The organism is Streptomyces sp. XD-27, from assembly GCF_030553055.1.
Classification (GTDB): domain Bacteria; phylum Actinomycetota; class Actinomycetes; order Streptomycetales; family Streptomycetaceae; genus Streptomyces.
The window spans coordinates 4,740,213-4,762,181 of sequence record NZ_CP130713.1 but is presented as its reverse complement, the minus strand read 5'-3'; the positions used below and the strand labels follow the sequence as shown (position 1 = coordinate 4,762,181).

The 21,969-nt window shown below is 73.2% G+C and carries 19 protein-coding genes, 2 tRNA genes and 1 pseudogene; 5 read left to right on the top strand and 17 right to left on the bottom strand.

The annotated features are described in order from the left end of the window. Nucleotides 1-38 precede the first annotated feature (38 nt). Nucleotides 39-111: transfer RNA gene (locus tag Q3Y56_RS20580), tRNA-Thr, on the bottom strand. A 231-nt stretch (nucleotides 112-342) separates the two neighbouring features. Here Q3Y56_RS20580 and Q3Y56_RS20575 point away from each other — a divergent pair. Beyond that, nucleotides 343-1,677 (top strand): amidohydrolase family protein, encoded by a 1,335-nt coding sequence (locus Q3Y56_RS20575; protein ID WP_304463345.1) that lies wholly within the window; start codon nucleotides 343-345, stop codon nucleotides 1,675-1,677. Nucleotides 1,678-1,790: 113 nt separating this feature from the next. On the opposite strand, the gene Q3Y56_RS20570 is transcribed toward Q3Y56_RS20575, so the two are convergent. Continuing rightward, the gene (locus Q3Y56_RS20570) at nucleotides 1,791-2,981 is read right to left on the bottom strand and encodes a hypothetical protein (protein ID WP_304463344.1); all 1,191 of its coding nucleotides are present in this window, start codon (nucleotides 2,979-2,981) and stop codon (nucleotides 1,791-1,793) included. Between the two features lie 133 nt (nucleotides 2,982-3,114). On the opposite strand from Q3Y56_RS20570, the gene Q3Y56_RS20565 reads away from it, so the two are divergent. Next, entirely contained in the window at nucleotides 3,115-3,777 is a 663-nt protein-coding gene (locus Q3Y56_RS20565) for an NAD(P)H-binding protein (protein ID WP_304463343.1), read from the top strand. A 327-nt stretch (nucleotides 3,778-4,104) separates the two neighbouring features. Here the strand turns inward: Q3Y56_RS20565 and Q3Y56_RS20560 are convergent, their stop codons facing one another. Together Q3Y56_RS20560 and Q3Y56_RS20555 are read right to left on the bottom strand one after the other, a co-directional pair. Beyond that, nucleotides 4,105-4,572 (bottom strand): DUF3574 domain-containing protein, encoded by a 468-nt coding sequence (locus tag Q3Y56_RS20560; RefSeq protein WP_304463342.1) that lies wholly within the window; start codon nucleotides 4,570-4,572, stop codon nucleotides 4,105-4,107. Nucleotides 4,573-4,800: 228 nt separating this feature from the next. Further along, a tRNA-Tyr gene (locus tag Q3Y56_RS20555) sits at nucleotides 4,801-4,882 on the bottom strand. A gap of 199 nt (nucleotides 4,883-5,081) precedes the next feature. Between Q3Y56_RS20555 and Q3Y56_RS20550 the strand changes: the two genes are divergently transcribed. Continuing rightward, nucleotides 5,082-5,570 carry a YajQ family cyclic di-GMP-binding protein gene (locus Q3Y56_RS20550; RefSeq protein WP_304463341.1) on the top strand — a complete coding sequence of 163 codons (489 nt, stop codon included), beginning with the start codon at nucleotides 5,082-5,084 and terminating at the stop codon, nucleotides 5,568-5,570. Between the two features lie 123 nt (nucleotides 5,571-5,693). Here Q3Y56_RS20550 and Q3Y56_RS20545 read toward each other — a convergent pair whose 3' ends face one another. From Q3Y56_RS20545 to Q3Y56_RS20490, 12 genes and pseudogenes are all read right to left on the bottom strand, one after another. Then, nucleotides 5,694-6,086, bottom strand: coding sequence for a YccF domain-containing protein (locus tag Q3Y56_RS20545; RefSeq protein ID WP_304463340.1), 393 nt, complete (start codon nucleotides 6,084-6,086; stop codon nucleotides 5,694-5,696). Further along, complete coding sequence (htpX, locus tag Q3Y56_RS20540) at nucleotides 6,083-6,946, bottom strand: zinc metalloprotease HtpX (protein ID WP_304463339.1); 864 nt, start codon at nucleotides 6,944-6,946, stop codon at nucleotides 6,083-6,085. The genes Q3Y56_RS20545 and htpX overlap by 4 nt, the downstream gene beginning before the upstream one ends. Nucleotides 6,947-7,104: 158 nt before the next feature. Beyond that, nucleotides 7,105-8,679, bottom strand: a complete 1,575-nt coding sequence (locus Q3Y56_RS20535) for an NADH-quinone oxidoreductase subunit N (protein WP_304463338.1) — start codon at nucleotides 8,677-8,679, stop codon at nucleotides 7,105-7,107. Beyond that, nucleotides 8,679-10,282: pseudogene (locus tag Q3Y56_RS20530) on the bottom strand (NuoM family protein). Before Q3Y56_RS20530 ends, Q3Y56_RS20535 begins: the two are co-directional and overlap by 1 nt. A gap of 18 nt (nucleotides 10,283-10,300) precedes the next feature. Further along, a complete protein-coding gene (locus tag Q3Y56_RS20525) occupies nucleotides 10,301-12,367 on the bottom strand; it encodes an NADH-quinone oxidoreductase subunit L (RefSeq protein ID WP_304463337.1) in 2,067 nt (688 codons plus the stop codon). Beyond that, entirely contained in the window at nucleotides 12,364-12,732 is a 369-nt protein-coding gene (nuoK, locus tag Q3Y56_RS20520) for an NADH-quinone oxidoreductase subunit NuoK (protein WP_304463336.1), read from the bottom strand. The genes Q3Y56_RS20525 and nuoK overlap by 4 nt, the downstream gene beginning before the upstream one ends. After that, complete coding sequence (locus Q3Y56_RS20515; RefSeq protein WP_304463335.1) at nucleotides 12,732-13,343, bottom strand: NADH-quinone oxidoreductase subunit J; 612 nt, start codon at nucleotides 13,341-13,343, stop codon at nucleotides 12,732-12,734. Before Q3Y56_RS20515 ends, nuoK begins: the two co-directional genes overlap by 1 nt. After that, nucleotides 13,340-13,972 (bottom strand): NADH-quinone oxidoreductase subunit I, encoded by a 633-nt coding sequence (locus tag Q3Y56_RS20510; RefSeq protein WP_304465705.1) that lies wholly within the window; start codon nucleotides 13,970-13,972, stop codon nucleotides 13,340-13,342. Before Q3Y56_RS20510 ends, Q3Y56_RS20515 begins: the two co-directional genes overlap by 4 nt. Further along, nucleotides 13,969-14,931: a complex I subunit 1 family protein gene (locus Q3Y56_RS20505; protein ID WP_304463334.1), complete on the bottom strand. Its 963-nt coding sequence runs from the start codon at nucleotides 14,929-14,931 to the stop codon at nucleotides 13,969-13,971. Before Q3Y56_RS20505 ends, Q3Y56_RS20510 begins: the two co-directional genes overlap by 4 nt. Then, nucleotides 14,928-16,541 carry an NADH-quinone oxidoreductase subunit C gene (locus tag Q3Y56_RS20500; protein WP_304463333.1) on the bottom strand — a complete coding sequence of 538 codons (1,614 nt, stop codon included), beginning with the start codon at nucleotides 16,539-16,541 and terminating at the stop codon, nucleotides 14,928-14,930. The genes Q3Y56_RS20505 and Q3Y56_RS20500 overlap by 4 nt, the downstream gene beginning before the upstream one ends. Then, nucleotides 16,538-17,272, bottom strand: coding sequence for an NADH-quinone oxidoreductase subunit B (locus tag Q3Y56_RS20495; RefSeq protein ID WP_304463332.1), 735 nt, complete (start codon nucleotides 17,270-17,272; stop codon nucleotides 16,538-16,540). Before Q3Y56_RS20495 ends, Q3Y56_RS20500 begins: the two co-directional genes overlap by 4 nt. Continuing rightward, on the bottom strand, nucleotides 17,263-17,688 hold the full coding sequence (locus Q3Y56_RS20490; RefSeq protein WP_304463331.1) for an NADH-quinone oxidoreductase subunit A: 426 nt from the start codon (nucleotides 17,686-17,688) through the stop codon (nucleotides 17,263-17,265). Before Q3Y56_RS20490 ends, Q3Y56_RS20495 begins: the two co-directional genes overlap by 10 nt. Nucleotides 17,689-17,941: 253 nt before the next feature. On the opposite strand from Q3Y56_RS20490, the gene Q3Y56_RS20485 reads away from it, so the two are divergent. Together Q3Y56_RS20485 and Q3Y56_RS20480 are read left to right on the top strand one after the other, a co-directional pair. Beyond that, nucleotides 17,942-19,189 carry a sensor domain-containing protein gene (locus tag Q3Y56_RS20485; protein ID WP_304463330.1) on the top strand — a complete coding sequence of 416 codons (1,248 nt, stop codon included), beginning with the start codon at nucleotides 17,942-17,944 and terminating at the stop codon, nucleotides 19,187-19,189. A 189-nt stretch (nucleotides 19,190-19,378) separates the two neighbouring features. Continuing rightward, nucleotides 19,379-20,734, top strand: coding sequence for a sensor histidine kinase (locus Q3Y56_RS20480; protein ID WP_304463329.1), 1,356 nt, complete (start codon nucleotides 19,379-19,381; stop codon nucleotides 20,732-20,734). A 20-nt stretch (nucleotides 20,735-20,754) separates the two neighbouring features. Here Q3Y56_RS20480 and Q3Y56_RS20475 read toward each other — a convergent pair whose 3' ends face one another. After that, a complete protein-coding gene (locus Q3Y56_RS20475) occupies nucleotides 20,755-21,969 on the bottom strand; it encodes an FtsX-like permease family protein (protein ID WP_304463328.1) in 1,215 nt (404 codons plus the stop codon).

Genomic DNA, 21,969 nt, shown 5'->3' with positions numbered 1-21,969 from the left:
CCGCCCGGCGAACCGGGCGGGAAACCAACTCACATCAGAGCCCCAATACGGAATCGAACCGTAGACCTTCTCCTTACCATGGAGACGCTCTGCCGACTGAGCTATTGGGGCGAGCGATGAAGACATTACACGGTCGGCCGCCGAAGGTGAAATCCGTATGCCGCCGCCCCCAACAGGGACCTTCTCCCGTCCCGCGCACCACACCGGTACGACTATTCGGCTCCTCCTCGAAGCCGCCCCCGCCGCGCCCTAGGCTCGGGGAACACTGAGTGATCTTGGCTGCGTATGCGCCGCCAGCGCCACCCCCGCGCTCCGCGTACGCCCGCGAAATCCAGGAGCGCGATGCCTGACAGCCAGCCACAGCCACAGCGCCCGCGCCCGCCCTCCCGGAGCGACGGCACGGCCCCCGAGAACGGTGTGCTGGTGCTGGGCGGCGCCCGGCTCGCCGACGGCCGCACGGTGGACGTACGCCTCAGCAGCGGCCGTATCGAGGCCGTCGGCACGGCGGGCAGCCTCACCTCGTTCGGCCCGCGAGTGGACCTCAAGGGCTATCTGCTGCTGCCCGCCCCCGCCGAGCCGCACGCCCACTGCGACACCGCGCTCACCGCGGACGCCGACGGCCCGCTGCCGGACTCCCCCACGGACATCCAGCGCCGCACCACCGAGGCGGCGCTGCTCCAGCTGGGCCACGGGGCGACGGCGCTGCGCACCCACGTCCGGATCGGCGACGTGCACGGGCTGCGCTCCCTCGAAGCGGTGCTCCAGGCCCGCCAGGCGCTGCGCGGGCTGGCCGACCTGACCGCGGTGGCCGTCCCCAGGGTGCTGACCGGCGCGGCGGGCGCGGACGAGCTGGCGATGCTGCGGGACGCGGTGCGGGCGGGCGCGACGGTCATCGGCGGCTGCCCCGACCTCGACCCGGACCCGGCCGGTCACGTCGAGGCCGTACTGGAGATCGCCGCCGAGCACGGCTGCGCCGTCGACCTGCACACCGACGGCGCCGACCCGGCGCGGCTGGCCCGGCTCGCCGCCATGGCGGGGGGCCTGCGGACCGGCGTCACCATCGGCCCGTGCGGGGGCCTGGGCCGACTGCCGCACCAGATCGCGGCGCGTGTCGCGGACCAGCTGGCGGCGGGGGACGTCACGGTCGTGTGCCTGCCGCAGGGCGACTGCGGCGGCCTGGAGGAGCCGGGCCCGCGCGGCGCGGGCGAGGCGCGCTGCGCACCGGTCCGGCTGCTGCGCGCGGCGGGGGTACGGGTCGCGGCGGGCAGCGGCGCGCTGCGGGACGCCGCGAACCCGGTGGGGCGCGGCGACCCGCTGGAGGCCGCGTTCCTGCTGGCCTCGTGGGGGGAGCTGCGCCCGGAGGAGGCGTATGCCGCGGTGTCCGCGCAGACGCGGGCGGCGATGGGGCTGCCGGAGGTGCGGGTGGAGGCGGGCTTCCCCGCGGAGCTGCTGGCGGTGCGGGGGGACTGCATCGCGGGGGTGCTGTCGCTCGCGTACAGCCGGATCGTGGTGCACCGGGGCCGGGTCGTGGCGCGGACCAGCGCGGTGCGGGAGTACTGCGACTCGGCGGTCGCGGTGGCCCTGGACCTGCCGCGGCAGACGCGTCCGAAGAGCGGGGACGGCGGCGAGGGAGAGGGCACGGCGGGCGGCGCCGGCGCGGGCCCCGCGGGCGGCTGAGCACCGCGGCGCGGGCCCCGTGGGCGGCTGAGCACCGCGGGGCCGGGTCGGACGCCGGGCGGCCTCAGGCGCCTCGTAACGGGCCGCCTGAGGGGCGTTCAGGCGATGGGCCGTCAGGAGCCGTCGCGGGTCAGGTCGTCCACGTCCACGTACTCCAGGTCGTCGCCATCGATCTCTATGCCCCGAAGGGGGTCGCGGTCCGCGCCCGCGCCCGCGTCCGGGTGGCCCGCCTGGTCCGGACCGATCGTGTAGTTGTCGCCGCTGATGGCTTCTTCGGGTGTCATGTCCGGGGCCAGGCCCAGCAGGTCGTCGAAGTCGACCTCCGTGGCGCCGGAGGGTGCGCCGATCTTCCCGGCGTCGCCGAACGTCAACGTCAGCGGCAGCTTGTCGCCCTTGTCGAAGTCGTCGACGAGCGGCGCGATGTCGGCGGTGGCGCCGGCCAGTTCGCCGTTCTTGACCGAGAAGTCGATGGAGACCTTCTTGTCCGGCAGCTCCTTGAGCTCCTTGGCCGTCGGCAGGCTGCGGCTGCCGCCCGGGAGGTCCTTGACGATCGGCCGCAGTTCGCCCACGACACCGGTCAGCAGGGTCCGCGCGGAACCGCTGGCGACCAGATGGGTCGCCCCGTCCCGGCTGCCCTCGTCCTTGATCGTGATCTCGCGGCTGAACACGCCCTTGATCGCCTTGAGCACCTTCTCGCCGGTCTCGGCGTCGACGTCACCGGGCCCGGACGGCGCGTCGTCCCCGGCGGACCCGTCGGCCTCGCGCTGGGCCTTCTCCATGCCGTCGGTGAAGGACTCCATCTTGCGGGTGTCGATCTTGATCCACCCGCCGTCGAGGATCGTGCGTATGCCGTCGGCGGCGCTCCCGGGGAGCACGGGGAGCATGCCGCCGATCTCCTCGGCGGAGGGCGCGGGCCGCCCGCTCAGCTCGGCGAGTGCCTTGATGTCGGCGCGGTAGTAGGCCGTCTTGCCGATCAGCCGGTACTCGGCGAGGTCGCCGTCGGGCCCGGCGATCGCGAGCCGGGTGCTGACGATGTCCTTCTCCCCCGCCTCGGCGATGGGCTTCCTGGCCTGTACCGCGAGGGTCACCCGCAGCCCGGCCATCAGCTTCGCCTCGTCCGCCGCCAGCGGTTCCGCGTCGGGCCCCTTCTTCGACAGCGCGACGAGCTGCGCGGCGGAGGCGTCGATGTCGAACTCCACGGCGAGCGACTTGCGCTCGCCGAGCTTCTCGGCGGCGTTCTCCAGCTTGTTGGCGGCGGAGATCTTCTCCATGACGCCGCACGCGGCGACGCCGGTGACCAGCACGGCGGCGCACCCGGCAGCGGTCAGTGTCGTGCGGAGAGCGGGTACGGCGCTAATGGGGGACTCCTCGTGTCGTCTGGTCGTATGAGCAGACTCACGAGTGGCGGCCGGGGTTGTACCGCGTACGGTCGGGATCATGCGCATTGTCATCGCTGGAGGACACGGTCAGATCGCGCTGCGGCTGGAGCGGCTGCTCGCCGGGCGCGGGGACGAGGTCGCGGGCATCATCCGGCGGCGGGAGCAGGCGGGCGCCCTGCTGGCGGCCGGTGCCGAACCGGTCGTGTGCGACCTGGAGACGGCGTCGGTGGAGGACGTCGCGCGGCATCTGGAGGGCGCCGACGCGGTCGTCTTCGCGGCGGGCGCCGGGCCGGGCAGCGGCGCGCAGCGGAAGCAGACGGTGGACCACGCGGCGGCCGTGCTGGTCGCGGACGCGGCGGAGAAGGCCGGTGTACGGCGGTACCTCATCGTGTCGTCGATGGGGGCCGACCCGGACGCGCCGGAGGGCGCGGACCCGGTGTTCACCGCGTACCTGCGCGCGAAGGGCGCCGCGGACGAGGACGTGCGGTCCCGCCCGCGGCTGGACTGGACGGTCCTGCGCCCGGGCCGGCTGACGGACGACCCGGGCAGGGGGCGGGTGGCGCTGGCCGAGCGCACCGGGCGGGGCGACGTCTCACGCGACGACGTGGCCGCGACCCTGGCCGCGCTGCTGGAGGAGCCCGGCACGGCGGGCCGCACGCTGGAGCTGATCGGGGGCGCGGAGCCGGTGGCGGACGCGGTGCGCGCGATCGTGGCGGCCTGAGGGCCTGACGCCCTGGGGTGGGTGCGGCGCGGGTGGCGGCCTGAGGGCCTGACGCCCTCGGGCGGGCGCGGCGCAGGTGGCGGGCCGCCTGACGGCCTGCGGCCGGCTCGGCGGGTGGCGGGCCGCCTGACACCCTGGAGCGGGCTCGGCGGGTGGCGGGTGGCGGGTGGCCTGACGGCCTGAGGTCGGTCATGGGGGCACGGGGCACGGGGCAGGCGAGTCCGCCGGGCCAGGCGGATCCGCGGGCCGGGCGGGTACCCGGGCCCGGCTCTGCCGTACCGCGCGCAGGCCGTGCTGTCCCGGCCCGTGCCCCGCGCGGCGGCGGGCCTAGAAGTCCACCCGGGTCGTCTCGTCGAGACGGGCCACGGAGTCCTGGGCGAACTCGCGCTCGTACGCGTTCCGGATGCGCTCGATCCGGGGATTCCGCACCGGGGCCTCGGCGACCGGGTAGAGCAGGATCAGCTCGTAGGACCGCTCCCGCTCTATCGCCCCGTTCCGGTCCCGCCACTGCCCGCGCCCGTCCTGGATGGTGAGCCCGTCCGGGAAGCTCGGGGTGACCTCGCGGTCCACGAAGTCGAGGAACTGCTTGTCCGTGACGGTCGGCCCCCCGTCCGGCCGCTCGGTGCCGAAGAACAGCCGCGTCTCGATGTACGGCCTGCCCGGCGGGGCGACGGCCGCCTTCGCCGGGGCCGGGTCCTCGTCCAGCGCGGCGTACGCGGTGACCGGCGCGGCAGCGGCAAGGACGAACGCGGCTGCGATGGTGGCGACGCGGGCACGCGGCGTGAAGGTCGGCACGTTCGGTGGTCCTCTCGGTCCGGGGCCGGGCCGCACGCCGGTGCGGTCCGGGGCCGGGCCGCACCGGCGCGGCCTGGCTCCCCTCCGCACTGCCCACGCCGCGGGCCGTTCAGTCCCGAGCCGTCCGCGCCTCGTTCACGGGCGGCGGTCACCGGAGGGGTCGAGGACTCCATACGAAAACGGCCCCTGGTCTGCGTTTCCGCAGGCCAGGGGCCGTTTGCGTTCCTGTGGCGGCGCCAGGATTCGAACCTGGGTAGGCTAAGCCGACGGATTTACAGTCCGCTCCCATTGGCCACTCGGGCACACCGCCTGGGATATCGCGCCAGGATCTCCGTTCTTGCGTCGGGACTCCCTGGCGACGTCGTAAACCATACCCGATGACCGGGGGTGCTTCGCCACCGGGTTGATCGCGGGGGGATCGGGTCCGAGGTGGCTAGGCTGGCGGTGCGGGCCGCATCCGTAGCGGGCCGCTCCCCTGACCGATCTACGCACGAGGAGCCAACTACAAGATGGCCGACTCCAGTTTCGACATCGTCTCGAAGGTCGAGCGGCAGGAGGTCGACAACGCCCTCAACCAGGCGGACCGGGAGATCTCCCAGCGCTACGACTTCAAGAACGTCGGCGCCTCGATCGCATGGTCGGGCGAGCGGATCGAGATGCGCGCCAACTCCGAGGAGCGGGTCAAGGCGATCCTCGATGTCTTCCAGTCCAAGCTGGTCAAGCGGGGGATCTCGCTGAAGGCGCTGGACGCGGGCGAGCCGCAGGCCTCCGGTAAGGAGTACAAGATCTTCGCGACGCTGCAGGAGGGCATCTCGCAGGAGAACGCGAAGAAGGTCGCCAAGATCATCCGCGACGAGGGCCCGAAGGGCGTCAAGGCGCAGGTGCAGGGCGACGAGCTGCGGGTGACCTCCAAGAGCCGGGACGACCTCCAGGCCGTGATCGCCCTCATCAAGGGCAAGGACCTCGACTTCGCGGTCCAGTTCGTCAACTACCGGTGACGACACCGGCGCCGGAGCGATGCCGCCGCCGACCGCCAGGACCCCGTCGGCCCGTGCCGGCGGGGTCCTGGCGGTGGTGAAGCCCCTGGCGGGGTCCTGGCGGTCGTGAGGACCGGTGCGCGGTCAGCGGCTGCCGAAGCGCTCGCCGGTGCTGACGATCTCGTGGCCCAGTGGGGCCAGCGAGATCGGTATCAGCTTGAAGTTGGCCAGTCCCAGCGGGATGCCGATGATCGTGACGCAGAGCAGGAGGCCCGTGATGACGTGGCCGAGGGCAAGCCACCAGCCCGCCAGCAGCAGCCACAGGACGTTGCCGACGCAGGAGGGCGCGCCCGCGTCGCGCCGCGGCACCGCCGTACGCCCGAACGGCCACAGCGCGAAGCCCGCGATACGGAAGGCCGCGATGCCGAACGGGATGCCGATGACGGTGATGCAGAGGATCAGCCCCGCGACGACGTAGGCGCACGCCATCCAGAAGCCCGAGAGGACCAGCCAGATCAGGTTGAGGAGTGTCTTCACGGCCGGGGCCCCGCCATCTGCTCGAGCCGGGCGATGCGCTCGGCCATCGGCGGGTGGGTGGAGAACAGCCGGGCCATGCCGGCGCCCGGTCGGAACGGGTTGGCGATCATCATGTGGCTGGCGGTCTCCAGACGGGGCTCGGGGGGCAGTGGTCGGGCCTTCGTACCGGCCTCCAGCTTGCGCAGGGCGTTGGCCAGCGCCAGCGGGTCCCCGGTGAGTTGGGCGCCGGAGGCATCGGCCTCGTACTCCCGCGAGCGGCTGACGGCCATCTGGATGAGCGCCGCGGCGAGCGGTCCGAGGATCATGATGAGCAGCATGCCGAAGATGCCGGGGCCCTCGTCGTCGTCCGAGCGGCCTATGGGAATCAGCCAGGCGAAGTTCACCAGGAACATCACGACGGAGGCGAGCGCGCCCGCGATCGACGAGATCAGGATGTCGCGGTTGTAGACATGGCTCAGTTCGTGCCCGATGACGCCGCGCAGCTCCCGGTCGTCGAGGATCCGCAGGATGCCCTCGGTGCAGCAGACGGCGGCGTTGCGCGGGTTGCGGCCGGTGGCGAAGGCGTTCGGCGCGTCCGTGGGCGAGATGTAGAGCCGGGGCATGGGCTGGCGGGCGGCGGTGGAGAGCTCGCGCACCATGCGGTACAGCTGGGGGGCCTCGAACTCGCTCACCGGGCGGGCGCGCATGGCCCGCAGCGCCAGCTTGTCGCTGTTCCAGTAGGCGTACGCGTTGGTGGCCAGCGCCACCAGGACCGCGATGACGAGGCCCGTACGGCCGAAGAGACTGCCGACCACGATGATGAGCGCGGACAGTCCCCCGAGGAGTACGGCCGTCTTGAGCCCGTTGTGCCGACGGTGCACGGTACGCCCTCCAAATGGTGCGGCAGGGGAACCCTTTGCCTGGTCCATCCACCTTCCAGTGGACCCTCCTGATCTGGTCAACGCCAGACGAGGAGCACCAGTTCCCTTGTGCACTGTGGGTGCGATTACGCCGTCGGTGTGAGTTCCCCGGCGAGGGGTTACAGGAGCGTGCCCGAGGCGAAGCGCAGGATGAGCTGCGGGGCTCCGGACAGGACGACGCCGGCGACGGCCGCCAGGCCGATGGCGGAGGTGAGGGGGGCGGGGATGCCCGGCCGTGCGGCGACCTGGGCGGCCGCTCCCCCGGCGGCCGCTTCCTCGCCCGCCTCCGTCACCTCACGGCTCCGGAAGAGGACCGCCGTCCACTGGAGGTAGTAGTAGAGCGCGATCACCACGTTGACGGCCATGACGACGGCCAGCCAGCCCAGCCCGGCGTCCACCGCCACGGAGAACACCGTGACCTTGGCGAAGAGGCCGATGATGCCCGGCGGCAGCCCCGCCAGGCAGAGCAGGAAGAAGCCGAGGGAGAGCGCGGCCAGCGGGCTGGTCGCGTACAGGCCCCGGTAGTCGGTGATCCGGTTCGCCGCGCTCGTACGGGCCACCAGGGCGGCGACCGCGAAGGCGCCGAGGTTCACGGCCGCGTACATCAGCGCGTACGCCACGGTGGAGCCGATCGCGTGCGTCGCCTCGCCGGAGCTGTCGGCGTATCCGGCGGCCGCCACCGGCACCAGCAGATAGCCCGCCTGGCCGACGGAGGACCACGCGAGCAGCCGTACGGCGCTGTGCGCGCGCTCGGGGCGCTGGCGCAGGGCGGCGACGTTGCCCGCCGTCATGGTCACGGCGGCGAGGACCGCCATGGCGGGGCCCCATACGTCGTCGTACGCCGGGAAGGCGATGACGGTGACCAGGATGAGGCCGGTGAAGCCGACGGCCTTGCCGATGACGGACAGGTAGGCGGCCACGGGCAGCGGCGCGCCCACATAGGTGTCGGGCACCCAGAAGTGGAACGGCACGGCCGCGGTCTTGAAGGCGAAGCCGACCAGGGTCAGGGCGACGCCGGTCTGGGCGAGCGTCTCCAGTTGCGGGTCGACGTGGGTGAGCCCGTCGGCGACCTCGGTGAGGTGCATGCTGCCGGTGGCGGCGTAGACGAAGCTGATGCCGAGCAGCGTGACGGCGGTCGCGGTCACGGACGACAGGAAGAACTTGAGCGCGGCCTCGGAGGCGAGGCGGTCGCCGCGCCGCATGCCCACCAGCGCGAAGGCGGGCAGCGAGGCCACTTCGAGGGCGACGACCAGGGTGGCGAGGTCGCGGGAGGCGGGCAGGAGCATCGCGCCCGCGACGGCCGACAGCAGCAGGAACCAGAACTCGCCCGCGGGGAGCTTGAGATCGGCCACGGGGTTGATGGACAGCAGGGCCGTCAGCAGGGCTCCGCCGAGCACCAGGAACTGGATGGCGAGCGTGAACTCGTCGGCCACATAGGAGCACACGTCGCCGTCGCCGCTGGTGGTCAGGCAGAAGGTCCGGCGGTCGCCGTCGAGCAGCGGCAGCAGCGCGAGCCCGGCCAGGACCAGGCTCGCGACCGAGATCCAGCCCAGGAGGGGCTTGTTGCGCTCGGGCAGGAACAGGTCGGCGACGAGGACGACCAGCCCGGCCAGGGCGGCGATGGTGGGCGGGGCGATCGCGAGCCAGTCGACGGACTGGACGAGGTTCGCGGCACTGACGGTGCTTGCGGTCATCAGTGGCCTCCTGCGAGAAGCTGCTGCACGGCCGGGTCGCTGAGGCCGATCAGGGCCGCGGGCCAGAGTCCGGCGAGGACGGTGAGGACGACGAGCGGGGTCCAGGCGGCGAACTCGTGGCCGCGTACGTCGGGCAGGGCGCGGGCCGGGGCCGTGCCGCTTCCGGCACCTCCGGAGACCGCCCCGCCCGTGGCCCCGATGCCGTCCGGGTCGCCCATGCAGACACGGCGTACGACGACGAGCATGTACGCGGCCGTCAGCAGCGTGCCGAAGGCGGCGACGGCGAGGTAGGTGAGGAACGCCGGGCGGCTGAGGCCCGCGGCCGGCTCGTACGCGCCGAACATGGCGAGCATCTCGCCCCAGAACCCGGCGAGCCCCGGCAGCCCGAGGGAGGCGACGGCGCCGAAGACCAGCAGCCCGCCCAGCCGCGGGGCGCGGCCGTAGAGCGCGGCGCCGGTGCGGCCCGCGAGCTGGTCGAGGTCCGTGCTGCCGCAGCGCTCCTTCACCGCGCCGACCAGGAAGAACAGCAGGCCGGTGATGAGTCCGTGGGCGATGTTGGCGAACAGCGCGCCGTTCACGCCGGTCGGGGTGAGGGTGGCGATGCCCAGCAGGACGAAGCCCATGTGGCCGACCGAGGAGTACGCGATGAGCCGCTTGAGGTCGCCCTTGGCGCCGGTGCGGGCCAGGGCCAGGCAGGCGAGCGACCCGTAGACGATGCCGACGACCGCGAAGGCCGCGAGGTATGGGGCGAAGGTGTGCGCGCCCTCCGGCGCGATGGGCAGCACGATCCGTACGAAACCGTACGTGCCCATCTTGAGCAGGACGCCCGCCAGCAGGACGGAGCCGACGGTCGGCGCGGCGGTGTGGGCGTCCGGCAGCCAGCTGTGCAGCGGCCACATCGGGGCCTTCACGGCGAGCCCGATGCCGATGGCGAGGACCGCGATGAGCTGCGTGGTGTGGCTGAGGCCGGCCCCGTTGTCAGTGGCGAGTGCCACCATGTCGAAGGTGCCGCCCTTGATGCCGACGAGGAGGAGGCCGAGCAGCATGACGACCGAGCCGAGCAGCGTGTAGAGGATGAACCGCCAGGCGGCGCGCTCCCGGTCCTCGCCGCCCCAGCGGTTGATGAGGAAGTACATCGGGATGAGGACCATCTCGAACGCCAGGAAGAACAGCATCAGGTCGAGGACGGCGAAGGTCGCGAGGGTGCCGGACTCCAGGACGAGCAGCAGGGCGACGAAGGCCTTCGGGCTGGTGCCCTGCCCCTTGGGGGTGAGCTGTAGCTGTAGAGCGCGCACAGGAACGTCAGCAGTGCGGTCAGCACGAGGAGGGGGAGCGAGACGCCGTCCACGCCGAGGTGGATGCGGATGTCCAGGGCCGGGATCCAGCTGAGGTCGGTCTGCGCCTGCATCCGGGACGGCTCGTCGTGGTCGAAGCCGACGGCCAGCGCGATGGCCGCGGCCAGTACGGCGCCGGTGACGGTGACGCCGTGCCGCAGCACCGCCTGGTCGGGGTCGCGGCCCTTGAGCCCGGGCGGGGCGGGGAGCAGGGCGGCGACGGCGCCGAGCAGGGGGAGCACGACGAGGGCCGCGAGGAGGAGCTGCATGGCGGTGTGGTTCACGGGTCAGGCTCCGGCTGCGACGAGGACGGCGGCGACGGCCAGGACGAGGGATCCCGCGAGCAGTGCGCTGAGGTAGGTCTGCACATTGCCGGTCTGGGCGCGGCGGACGGCCGCGCCGAGCAGGCGGGGCGCGGTGCCCGCGCCGCGTACGTAGGTGTCGACGACCTCGCGGTCGAGGAACCGCACCAGGCCGGCGGCGGCGCGCACGGGGCGGACGAACAGCGCGGCGTACACGGCGTCGAGGTGGAAGCCGGTCGCGGCGTGCCGGTGCAGCGGGCCCAGCAGGAGGCGGCCGGGGTCCGCGGGGTCGGGCGGCGCCGCGGCTCCGTAGACCTCGTCGTGCTCCTCGATGGCCTCGGCCTCGGTGACGGCGGGCTCGCGGGCGGGCGGGACGATGACCGGGCCGAGCGGGGCACGGGCGGCCAGGGCGGTGGTGTGCCGCCAGGCCGCGTAGGTGACGAGGGCGCCGACCAGGGCGAGGCCGGTGCCGAGGACGGAGGTGGCCAGGGTGGGGGCGAGCGAGCGGTCGTCGAACCAGTCCGGAAGGACGCCGAAGAGCAGGCCGGAGGCGAGGGCGGGGACCGCGAGGACCCAGAGCACGGCGTTCATGACGACCGGGATACGGGCCGGGTGCGCGGCCTGGGGCTCTTCGGGCGCGACGGCGGCCCCGGCGATGTCGGCGGTGCCCGCGGGCGCGCCGGTGCCGGTGGGGCGGCCGGGCGCTCCGGCCAGCAGCCACAGCCGGGCGGCGTACCCGGCGGTGAGCAGGGCGGTGGCGAGCCCGGCGACCAGGACGGTCCAGCCGACGCCGGCGGGGACGCCGTGCTCGTGGCCGAGGGCGGTGTGCTCGGCGGCGCCGAGGACGGCCTCCTTGGAGAAGAAGCCGCTGAACGGGGGAAGCGCGGCGAGCGCCAGCAGGCCGATGGTCAGCGTCCAGTACGCGTCGGGGGCCTTCTTGGCGACGCCGCCCATCCGGGCCATCGCGGACAGGGAGTTCGTACCGGCCGCGTGGATGATCACGCCCGCGGCGAGGAAGAGCAGCGCCTTGAACGCGCCGTGGCTGATCAGGTGGAACACGGCCGCGCCGCGGTCGCCCACGGCCAGGGCGCCGGTCATGTAGCCGAGCTGGCCGATGGTCGAGTAGGCGAGGACGCGTTTGATGTCGTCCTGGGCGAGCGCGGCGAGCGCCGAGCCGACCATGGTGACGGCCGCGACGACCGCGAGCACGACGAGCGCGGCGGCGGAGGCGGCGAAGACGGGCAGCAGCCGGGCGATGAAGTAGACGCCCGCCGCGACCATGGTGGCGGCGTGGATCAGCGCGGAGACGGGGGTGGGGCCGGCCATCGCGTCGGGCAGCCAGGTGTGCAGCGGGAACTGCGCCGACTTGCCCGCCACCCCGGCCAGCAGCAGCAGCGCGACGAGGGTGGGGTGGTCGAGCTGGAAGTCGGAGACGGAGGAGGTCAGCCGGGTGTAGATGGTGCTGATCCGGAACGTGCCCGCGTCGGCGGCGAGCGCGAAGATGCCGATCAGGAACGGTACGTCGCCGAGCTTGGTGACCAGGAACGCCTTGAGGGAGGCGGAGCGGGCGGCCGCCGTCTCCCAGTAGTGGCCGACCAGGAAGTACGAGCAGATGCCCATGATCTCCCAGCCCACCAGCAGCACCATCAGGTCGTCGGAGTAGACGACGAGCAGCATCGCGGAGGTGAAGAGGGAGACGAGCGCGGCGTACGAGGCGTAGCGCGGGTCGTCGCGCAGATAGCCGGTGGAGTAGATCTGCACGCAGGTCGCGACCACTCCGACCAGCACCGCGACCAGCGCGGCGAAGCCGTCGACGTGCAGCGCGAGGTCGATCGGGATCGAGCCGGTGTCCGTGAGCCGGGTGGCGGCGTGGATCCCCGCTCCCCCGCCCTGCCGTACGGCGACGACGACCGCGAGGGCGGCGGCGGCGAGGGTCGGCAGCACGGCCAGGGGCCGTACGAAGCCGGGGGCGCGGCGGCCCAGCAGCAGGCCCGCGAGGGCGCCGAGGAAGGGCAGCAGCGGAACGAGGACGGCGGTGGTCGTGGTCGTCACGCGGCGGCCTCCGCCTTCTCCTGCGCGCCGTCGCCGTCGGCCGCCCGCGCGGCTTCGGACTCCTCGGCGAGGTCGGTGAGCTTGTCGACGTCGGCCGTGCCGCGGTTGCGGTACACGAGCAGGACGATGGCCAGGCCGATGCCGATCTCGGCGGCGGCGATGGCGATGATGAACAGGGTGAGCGCCTGACCGGCGTGCAGGGTGTCGCGGAGCCAGACGTCGAAGGCGACGAGGTTGAGGTTGACGGCGTTGAGCATCAGCTCGACGGACATCAGGACCAGGATCGCGTTGCGCCGGGCGAGGACGCCGTACAGGCCGGTGCAGAAGAGCAGGGCGGCGAGGACGGCCGGGTAGGCGAGGTGCATCAGCGCTTCTCCTCGTTGGCCCTGCGGGCTCCGTCGGCCTTGCGGGCTTCGCCGGTCTTACGGGACAGGACGATGGCGCCGACGAGGGCGGCGAGCAGCAGCACCGACAGCGCCTCGAACGGCAGCACCCAGTGCCGGAACAGGCTCTCGCCGGTGACCGCGGTGGAACCCTGCACCGCGCCCTCGACGTTGATCCAGGTGGACCGGAAGGCGTCCACGACCACCCAGATCAGGGTGGCCGCGGCGGCGACGGCCACCGCCAGCGCGGCCCAGCGGTTGCCGGAGTCGGCGTCCGGGGAGCGGCCGATGGGGGCCTTGGTCAGCATCAGCCCGAACAGGAGGAGGACCACGACGGAACCGACGTAGATGAGCACCTGCACCCAGGCGATGAACTCGGCTGTGAGCAGGAGGTACTCCACGGCGAGTCCGCCGAGCGCCACGACGAGCCAGAGGGCGGCGTGCACCAGCTGCTTGGTGGTGACGGTGATGACGGCCGCGCCGAAGGTGGCGACGGCGACGAGGAGGAAGGCGATCTCCACCCCGGTCGGGGAGAGGAAGCCGTGCTGTGCGGCGGCAAGCTGTGCGGTGTGATGTGCGGCGGCGAGGGTCACGCGTCGCCCTCCCGCGGCTGTTCGGCGGCCTGCTGCTGCCCGGCGGCCTGCTGCTGCCCGGCGGCCTGCTCCTGGGCGGCGGCCTGCTCTTGAGCGGCGGCCTGCTCCTGGGCGGCCAGCTTCTCCGCTGCCTTGCGGGCCGCGGCGATCTCCTTGGGCTCCTCGGCACCCGGGTCCAGCGCGGGCGGCGCGGGCACCGTCCACATCCACTCGCGGAGCTTGTCGCGCTCGTGGGTGAGGTCGCGGATGTCCGTCTCGGCGTACTCGAACTCCGGCGACCAGAACAGCGCGTCGAAGGGGCACACCTCGATGCAGATACCGCAGTACATGCACAGCGAGAAGTCGATGGCGAAGCGGTCCAGCACGTTGCGGCTGCGCTCGCGCCCACCGGGGGCGGCGGGCGGCACCGTCTCCTTGTGGGAGTCGATGTAGATGCACCAGTCCGGGCACTCGCGCGCGCAGAGCATGCACACGGTGCAGTTCTCCTCGAACAGCCCGATCACACCGCGCGTACGCGGCGGCAGTTCGGGCTGCACGTCCGGGTACTGCACGGTCTGCGTCTTGCGTGTCATCGTGCGCAGGGTGACGGCCAGGCCCTTGGCCAGGCCGGATCCGGGGATGCCCATCAGGAGATCACCACCTTGACGACGCCGGTGAGGGCGATCTGGGCGAGTGCGAGCGGGATGAGGAGGGTCCAGGCGAACTTCTGCAGCTGGTCCTCGCGGAGCCGGGGGTAGGTCACCCGGAGCCAGATGACCACGAAGGCCAGGACGGCGGTCTTCAGCAGCATCCACAGCCAGCCCAGGCCGTCGGGATAGGGGCCGTGCCAGCCGCCGAGGAAGAGCACCGTGGTCAGCGCGCACAGCACGACGATGCCCGCGTACTCGGCGAGCAGGAACAGTGCGAAGCGCAGGCCCGTGTACTCGGTGTACGCGCCGAAGATGATCTCGGAGTCGGCGATCGGCGCGTCGAACGGCGGGCGCTGGAGCTCGGCGAGCCCGGCGGTGAAGAACACGAGTCCGCCGACGATCTGCCAGGGCACCCACCACCACTCGAACGCGTCGAGGATCCCGGGCAGCGAGACCGTACCGGCCGCCATCGCCACGGAGGCGGCGGTGAGCAGCATCGGCAGCTCGTACGCCATGAGCTGCGCGGCCGTCCGCAGACCGCCGAGCAGCGAGAACTTGTTGGCCGAGGCCCACCCGGCCATGAGCGAGCCGAGCACGCCCACGCCCATGACGGCGAGGACGAAGAAGATCCCCGCGTCCACGAACTGGCCGACGGCGTTGTCCGGGCCGATCGGTATGGCGACGAGCACGACGAGGTACGGCAGGAGCGCGATGGCGGGCGCGAGCTGGAAGATCCGCCGGTCGGCCCCGGCGGGCACGACGTCTTCCTTCTGCGCGAACTTCACCCCGTCCGCGACCAGCTGGGCCCAGCCGTGGAACCCGCCGGCGTACATCGGCCCGAGACGGCCCTGCATGTGGGCCATGACCTTGTGCTCGGTCTGCCCGACGACCAGTGGGAACACCAGGAAGACGAGGAATACGGCGAGCAGTCGCAGCGCGACGTCGAGGACGTCGTTCACGTGTCGCCTCCGTCGTGGGTCCGGGTGGTGTCGTGGTCGGTGCCGGTGGTGCCGCCAGCGGCGTCCCCGGGGGTGCGGCTTGTCTCGGCCGCGTCGTCCGTCGCGGCGGAGTCACCGGTTCCGGGGCCGGTGGCCTCGGCCGTGTCGCTCGCTTCGGCGGGGCCGGAAGCGGCGGTGTCGCCGCCCGTGCCGCTCGCTTCCGTGGGTTTCGCCTCGTCGGCGGGGGGTGCGTCCTTCGCCTCCGGCTTCGGCTCGCCCTCGTCGAACGCCGGGCGGGCGTGGTGCCACGGCGCGTCGGACGAGCGCGTGCGCGGCGCCGCCGGGCGCCGGGCGCCCGCGTCCGCCGCCTGGCCCACCGGGCCCTCGCCGGCACCGCGCGGCACGGCGGTCCCGGCGGTCTCCGCAGCAGCGGCACCGGCGTCCGGAGCGGCGGACTCCGGCGGCGTCGTGTCCGGCGCGGATTCCGTCGGCGTCGTGTCCGGCGCGGATTCCGGAGCGACGGCCTCCGGTGCCGTGGCCGTGCCCTCCGCCCGCTGACCGGCCGAGCCCTCACTCGCGCTGCGCGCCCGCCGCGCGGGCCGCTCGGCGCCCGCGCGCTGACTCGTGGACCCCTCGCTCGCACTGCGTGCACGGCGCGGCGCCGCCGGGGCCCCGGCACCGGCACCGGCACCAGCAGCAGCGGCACCAGCAGCAGCGGCCTCCGGCGCCGCGGTCGCCGCGCCGTCGGCCTCCGCCCGCTGGCTGGCCGATCCCGCGCTCGCGCTGCGCGCGCGGCGTACCGGGCGCTCGCCCGCCGCCGCCGGGCCCGCCGCTCCTGCCGCGCCCGCTGCCCGCGGGCCCCGGGCCGCACGGGCCGGACGCGCCGGGGCAGGCGGCAACTGGCCCTTGAGCGGGCCCCACTCGTTCGGGTCGGGTACACCCGGCGGGAGCATCTGGCGCCGCTTGGGGCCGCCATGATCCGATTCGCCCGGTTCCTTCGCCCCCGGCCACGCCTTGGCGACCCGCGCCGCCAGCACGAAGTCCTTGCGCAGCGGGTGCCCTTCGAAGCCCTCGGGCAGCAGGAGCGGCACGAGGTGCGGGTGGTCGGTGAAGGCGACGCCGAACATCTCGTACGTCTCGCGTTCGTGCCAGGCCGCGCCCGCGTACACGCCGGTGGCGGTGGGCAGCGCGGGCGCGTCGTGCGGCACGGTCGTCCGTACGAGCAGTCGGCGTACGGCGGCCCGGCCGGCCGCCGCCCCCGGTCCCGGCTCCACGAGCGCGACCACGTGCGCGGCGACGCGGAAGCCGGTGCCGGGCTCGTCGACGGCGCTCAGCCAGTCGAAGTAGGTGCAGCCGAGCCCGTCGCGGGCCGCCTCCAGGGCGGTGATCCAGGCGCTCGGGGGGACGTCGACGGTCAGCAGGTCGTACGACTCCTCGGCTGTGGCGCCCTCGCCGAAGATCTCCTCGGCGGGCGCGGGCAGCCAGCCCACGGCCGGCGGCGCGGCGACCGCGCCGTCCGCATCGGGGGCGGCCGCACCGGCAGCACCGTCAGGCTGGGCGGCGGCCGCGCCCGCGTCCGGCTCGGTGGCAGCGCGGGCCGTTCCCTCCGGTCGCTCCTCAGGCGCGCTCATCGCTCGCCCTCCTTAGAAGAAGGCGCCGACTGCGTACCCGGCGAAGCACCCGGCAGCGAGGCACCCGGCACCGAAGCGCTCGGCGCCGGAGGTGGCGCGACCAGGCCGCTGCGCAGCGCCGCGCTGGAGGGACGGCCGCCGCCCGGCGCCGCGTACCGCTGCCCCAGCGATTCGTTCGCGATCTTCTCCTGGAGCTTGAGAATGCCCTGGAGCAGCGCCTCGGGCCGGGGCGGGCAGCCCGGAACGTACACGTCGACCGGGATGATCTGGTCGACACCCTTGGTGACGGAGTACGAGTCCCAGTAGGGGCCGCCGCAGTTGGAGCAGGCGCCGAAGGAGATCACGTACTTGGGCTCGGGCATCTGCTCGTACAGCCGCTTCACCGCGGGCGCCATCTTGTCCGTGACCGTACCGGAGACGATCATCAGGTCCGCCTGGCGCGGCCCCGGCGCGAAGGGGATCACGCCGAGCCGGATGAAGTCGTGGCGGGCCATCGACGCCGCGATGAACTCGATGGCGCAGCAGGCGAGGCCGAAGTTGAAGACCCACAGGCTGTAGCGGCGTCCCCAGTTGAGGACGACCTTCATCGGCTCGGGGGCGAGCCGGGACAGCACGCCGAGCCGCCTGGGCTCGGGCAGGAGCTCGGGCGCGGAGGGGGCCGACGGCGGCACGGGGGTCGCCGGTGTCGCGGGGTTCACGGGACTCACGGGGTTCATGGGGCTCACGTCCATGCGAGGACGCCCTTCTTCCATGCATACAGCAATCCGACGGCGAGGAAGCCGAGGAAGAGGAACATCTCCACCAGCGTCGTCCCGCCGAAGCCCGGCGCGGCGAACACCGTGGCCCAGGGGAACAGGAAGATCGCGTCCACCGCGAAGATCACGTACAGGAAGGCGTAGACGTAGTAGCGGATCTGGGTGTGCGCCCAGCCCTCGCCGACCGGGTCCACGCCGCACTCGTAGGTGAGCAGTTTCTCCGGCGTCGGCACCACCGGACGCAGCAGCCGTCCGGCGCCGAAGGCCATGGCGACGAAGAGCACGCCGACGACGCCCATCAGACCGACTACCGAGTAGCTGTGGAAGTAGTCGGCCGCGAGCTGGACATGGTGGGCACCCGTCGTGGTGCGCACGGTCGTCGCCTCCGGCACGTCGCCCCTCGCTCCCTGTCTGCCTGCTGGCCTGCTGTTCGTCGATACGAGGTGTGTCCGACGATCCGTACGCACGGGAGTCTAGGCCCTGCCGATCGCGGGTGGACCGCCTGTCCGGCATGCGGTGCTCCCGCTGTCCGGCGGGCCGTCGCGCCTGGCGATCGCCCGTCCCCGCGGGCGGTGGGATATCCCCCTTCCGCACACCCCACGAACCCCATGGCGCCGAACCCGCAGGCCAGGCAGTCTTGCGTGCATGACCGCCCGCGCCCATTCCCCCAGGACCACCGGCAGAACACCCGGAGAAGCTCCCAGCGACAGTCGCGGTGAGAGCGCCGCCGACCGGCTGCCGAGACCGCCCGCGCTCGCGCTGCCCGCGCAGAGCTGGCGGGAGATCGCGCACCTCCTCGCCAATCTGCCGGTGGCGCTCGTCGGCTTCGTCTATGTGTGCGTATGGCTGTTTCCGAGCGTGGGGCTCTCCCTTACGGTGATCGGCCTGCCGCTGGTCGCGCTGGGGCTGGGCGGTGCCCGACTGCTCGGCGCGTTCGAACGGCGGCGGGCCCGAGCGCTCCTGCTCGTGGACGTGGACGAGCCGAGTCCGCTGCCGCACCGCGGATACGGGGGCTTCTTCCCCTGGCTGTGGGCGAGCCTGAAGGACCCGGTGGCCTGGCGGAGCACCCTGTACGCCGTCATCCGGCTGCCGTGGGGCGTGGCGACTTTCACGATCACCGTGACGGGGCTGTTTGTCCTGTGGCCAGTACTTCCGTGGGTCGCCCGCGCGCTGACCAACGTGGACCGGGCGATGGTGCGCGGGCTGCTCTCGCCGTCCGACGAGCTGGAGCGGCGGATCGCCCAGCTGGAGTCGGACCGGGGGACGGTGGTCGACACCGCCGCCGCCGACCTGCGCCGCATCGAACGCGACCTCCACGACGGCGCTCAGGCCCGGCTCGTCGCCCTCGCCATGGGTCTCGGCCTGGCCAAGGAGAAGCTCCTGGAAGACCCCGACGCCGCCGCCCGCATGGTCGACGAGGCCCACGGCGAGGTGAAACTCGCCCTCCAGGAACTCCGCGACCTCGCCCGCGGCATCCACCCCGCCATCCTCACCGACCGCGGCCTGGGCCCGGCACTGTCCTCGGTCGCCACACGCTGCACCGTCCCGGTGGCGGTCTCGGTCGACCTCGCGGCCCGCCCGGCGCCCGCGATCGAGGGCATCGCCTACTTCACCGTCTCCGAGCTGCTGCAGAACATCAGCAAGCACAGCGGGGCGAAGTCCGCCTCCGTGGAACTGTGGCGGGCCAAGGACCGGCTGCTGATCCAGGTACGGGACGACGGGCGGGGCGGCGCCACCACGACGGGCGGCAGCGGGCTCGCGGGGCTGGCGGAGCGGCTGGGCTCGGTCGACGGGTTGTTCGTCGTCGACTCCCCTGCGGGCGGGCCGACGGCGGTCACCGCCGAGCTGCCCTGGCGGGACCGGGGGCCCGAGCCTGCCGCACACCGGCGCTGACCTGCGAGGGTGGGGCTAACCCCCCTATGAAGACTCCCACCTGCCGCATGGTCCGGCCGGTCCCCGTCCGAGAACCTTGAGTTACGGAGCCGGAAGTCCCCGGTGTCCTGCGGCGCACTCGGTGACGTAGCCCCGGTGACGTACCCCGGTGCGCCGGCAGCCCTGCATACGTGGAGGACGGACGAAGCGATGGCCAGCGGATCGAGCGACTACGGATACGGCTCGGAGGCCCGGAGCCGTGCGGTTCCCGCGGCGCTGCGCGCCCCCTTCGATGGCCGTACCTGGCGTGAGTTCCTCTATCTCCTGCTCAGTCTTCCGATGGCGGTCCTGACCTTCGTCTACGCCGTCGCGATGCTCTCGCTGGGCGTGGGGCTGCTGATCACCTTCCTGGGCGTGCCGGTGCTCGGCGCCGCGCTCGCGGGCTGCCGGGGGCTGGGGGTGGTGGAGCGGGCCCGCGCCCGCGCCCTGCTGCGGGTGCGGGTGGCCGAACCGGAGCCGGTCGGGTCCCGGAGGCGACGGAGCGGCAAGAGCGGCCTGATCGCCTGGGTCGGCGCGCTGCTCAAGAGCGGCACGTCGTGGCGGCACGCGCTGTACGCGATCGTCCACTTCCCGTGGGCCGTCTTCGCCTTCGTCGTCGCGTTGACGTTCTGGGTGTACGGCTGGGCGACACTGACCTATCCGCTGTGGCACTGGGTCATACCCCGGTACACCGACGCGCCCGGCATCCAGCTCTTCGACGACGGCAAGGACCGCAGCTTCTACATCGACACGCCGTTCGAGGTCGCGGCCACCAGCGCCATCGGAGTGCTGATCGTGCTGGCCGCGCCCTGGCTGATCCGGGGGCTGGCCTCCGTCGACCGGCTGCTGGTGTCGGCGCTGCTCGGTCCGTCGCGGTTGGAGACGCGGGTGTGGGAGCTGGAGTCGGACCGGGGGACGGTGGTCGACACCGCCGCCGCCGACCTGCGCCGCATCGAACGCGACCTCCACGACGGCGCTCAGGCCCGGCTCGTCGCCCTCGCCATGGACCTGGGCCTGGCCAAGGAGAAGCTCCTGGAAGACCCCGACGCCGCCGCCCGCATGGTCGACGAGGCCCACGGCGAGGTGAAACTCGCCCTCCAGGAACTCCGCGACCTCGCCCGCGGCATCCACCCCGCCATCCTCACCGACCGCGGCCTGGGCCCGGCGCTCTCGGCCCTGGCGGCACGCTGCACCGTGCCGGTGACGGTGGTCGTGGACCTGCCCGCGCGGCCTGCCCCGGCGATCGAGGGCATCGCCTACTTCACCGTCTCCGAGCTGCTGCAGAACATCAGCAAGCACAGCGGGGCGCACAGCGGGGCGCACCGCGCGGCAGTGGACGTGTGGCGGTCGGAGGACCGGATGATGCTCCAGGTCACGGACGACGGGCAGGGGGGCGCCGGGACCGGTCAGGGGTCCGGACTGGCCGGGCTCGCCGAGCGGCTGGACGCGGTGGACGGCCTCCTGGTCGTCGTCTCGCCGCCGGGCGGACCCACCACGGTGACGGCGGAGCTTCCGTGGTGGGGGTGACCCGGCGGCTTGGCCTCGGCCTAGCCGTGCCGGCGGACGACCAGGTACGGGTCCTCCCGCAGCGCGAACCGCGCGCCCAGCCAGGTTCCCGCGAGGAGGCCCGCGGCGGGCAGCAGAAGGGCGAGGACCAACCAGCCGGGGCCGGGGACGGCATCGGCGGCGGACACCGGCAACCCGAGCAGGTCGCTGAACTGCCCACTGAGCAGCGCGGAGCCGGCGACGCCGGCGACGGCACCGGTCAGTGCGGCGACGGCGCCGGTGAGCAGGCTCTCGCCGAGCAGTACGCCCTTGAGGTCGCGCACGCCCGCGCCGAGCACCCGCAGCACGGCGAACTGGCCGAGCCGCGAGCGCACGCTGTCCTTGGCCCGGACCGCCCCGATGGCCACGGCTATGGCCGCGAGCAGCACCACGGCCCACCGCGCGACCAGGTCCGCCGCGCCGAACAGCCCCGGCAGATTGCGCACCCGGTCGGACACCGGCGAAGCCGAGAAGTCCAGCTTCTGCAGCGCCGCGGTCACCTCGCGCACCTGGTTCTGGCGGGTCACGGCCACGATGGCGGACTGCGCGCCCTCGGTCGCCTTGTACTTGTCGGCCGGCTGCATGCTCCGGGCCGCGGCGAGCGCGGCGGCGGTGTCCTCCGCGAGATAGGCGGCGTCCGGCCCGTCCGCCTGCCAGCTCGGGTCGTAGACGCCCACGACCTTGAGGTTCATCTCCGCGCTGGAGCCCGAGTCCGGGCCGGTGGCCTTGGTATAGGCGGCCGGGAGCGTCCGGCCGACGTAAGCGGAGTAGTCGACGCCCTGGGATGTCTTCGGCAGGATCACCTGACCCGGCTTCAGCTTCCGGTCGCGCGGCAGCTCGCCCTTGACCATCGGCAGGTCGTCCTCCAGACCGAGCGTGTGGGTCTGGAGCAGGAAGGTCGGGGCCTTCTCGGCGCTGTCGGCGGTGTGGATGGAGGAGACGTAGTCGGCGCTGACCCGTGTCACGCCGGGGACCTTCGCCGCCTCACGGAGGTTCGCCGTGCTCAACTTCCGTACGGAGTCGCTGCCTTCGAAGGAGGCGAGCTCGATCTGAGTGAGGCCACCGGTGGTGAGGACATCGCGCTCGACGGCGGCGGCGGCACCGGCCGCCGTGCCCGCGCACAGCGCGAGGAGCGCGGTCATGGCGGCGAGCAGCGGGGCCGTGCCGCGAAGCGAGAGGCCCGCGCGCCGCCAGGTGTGCCAACTCCAGCGCCACAT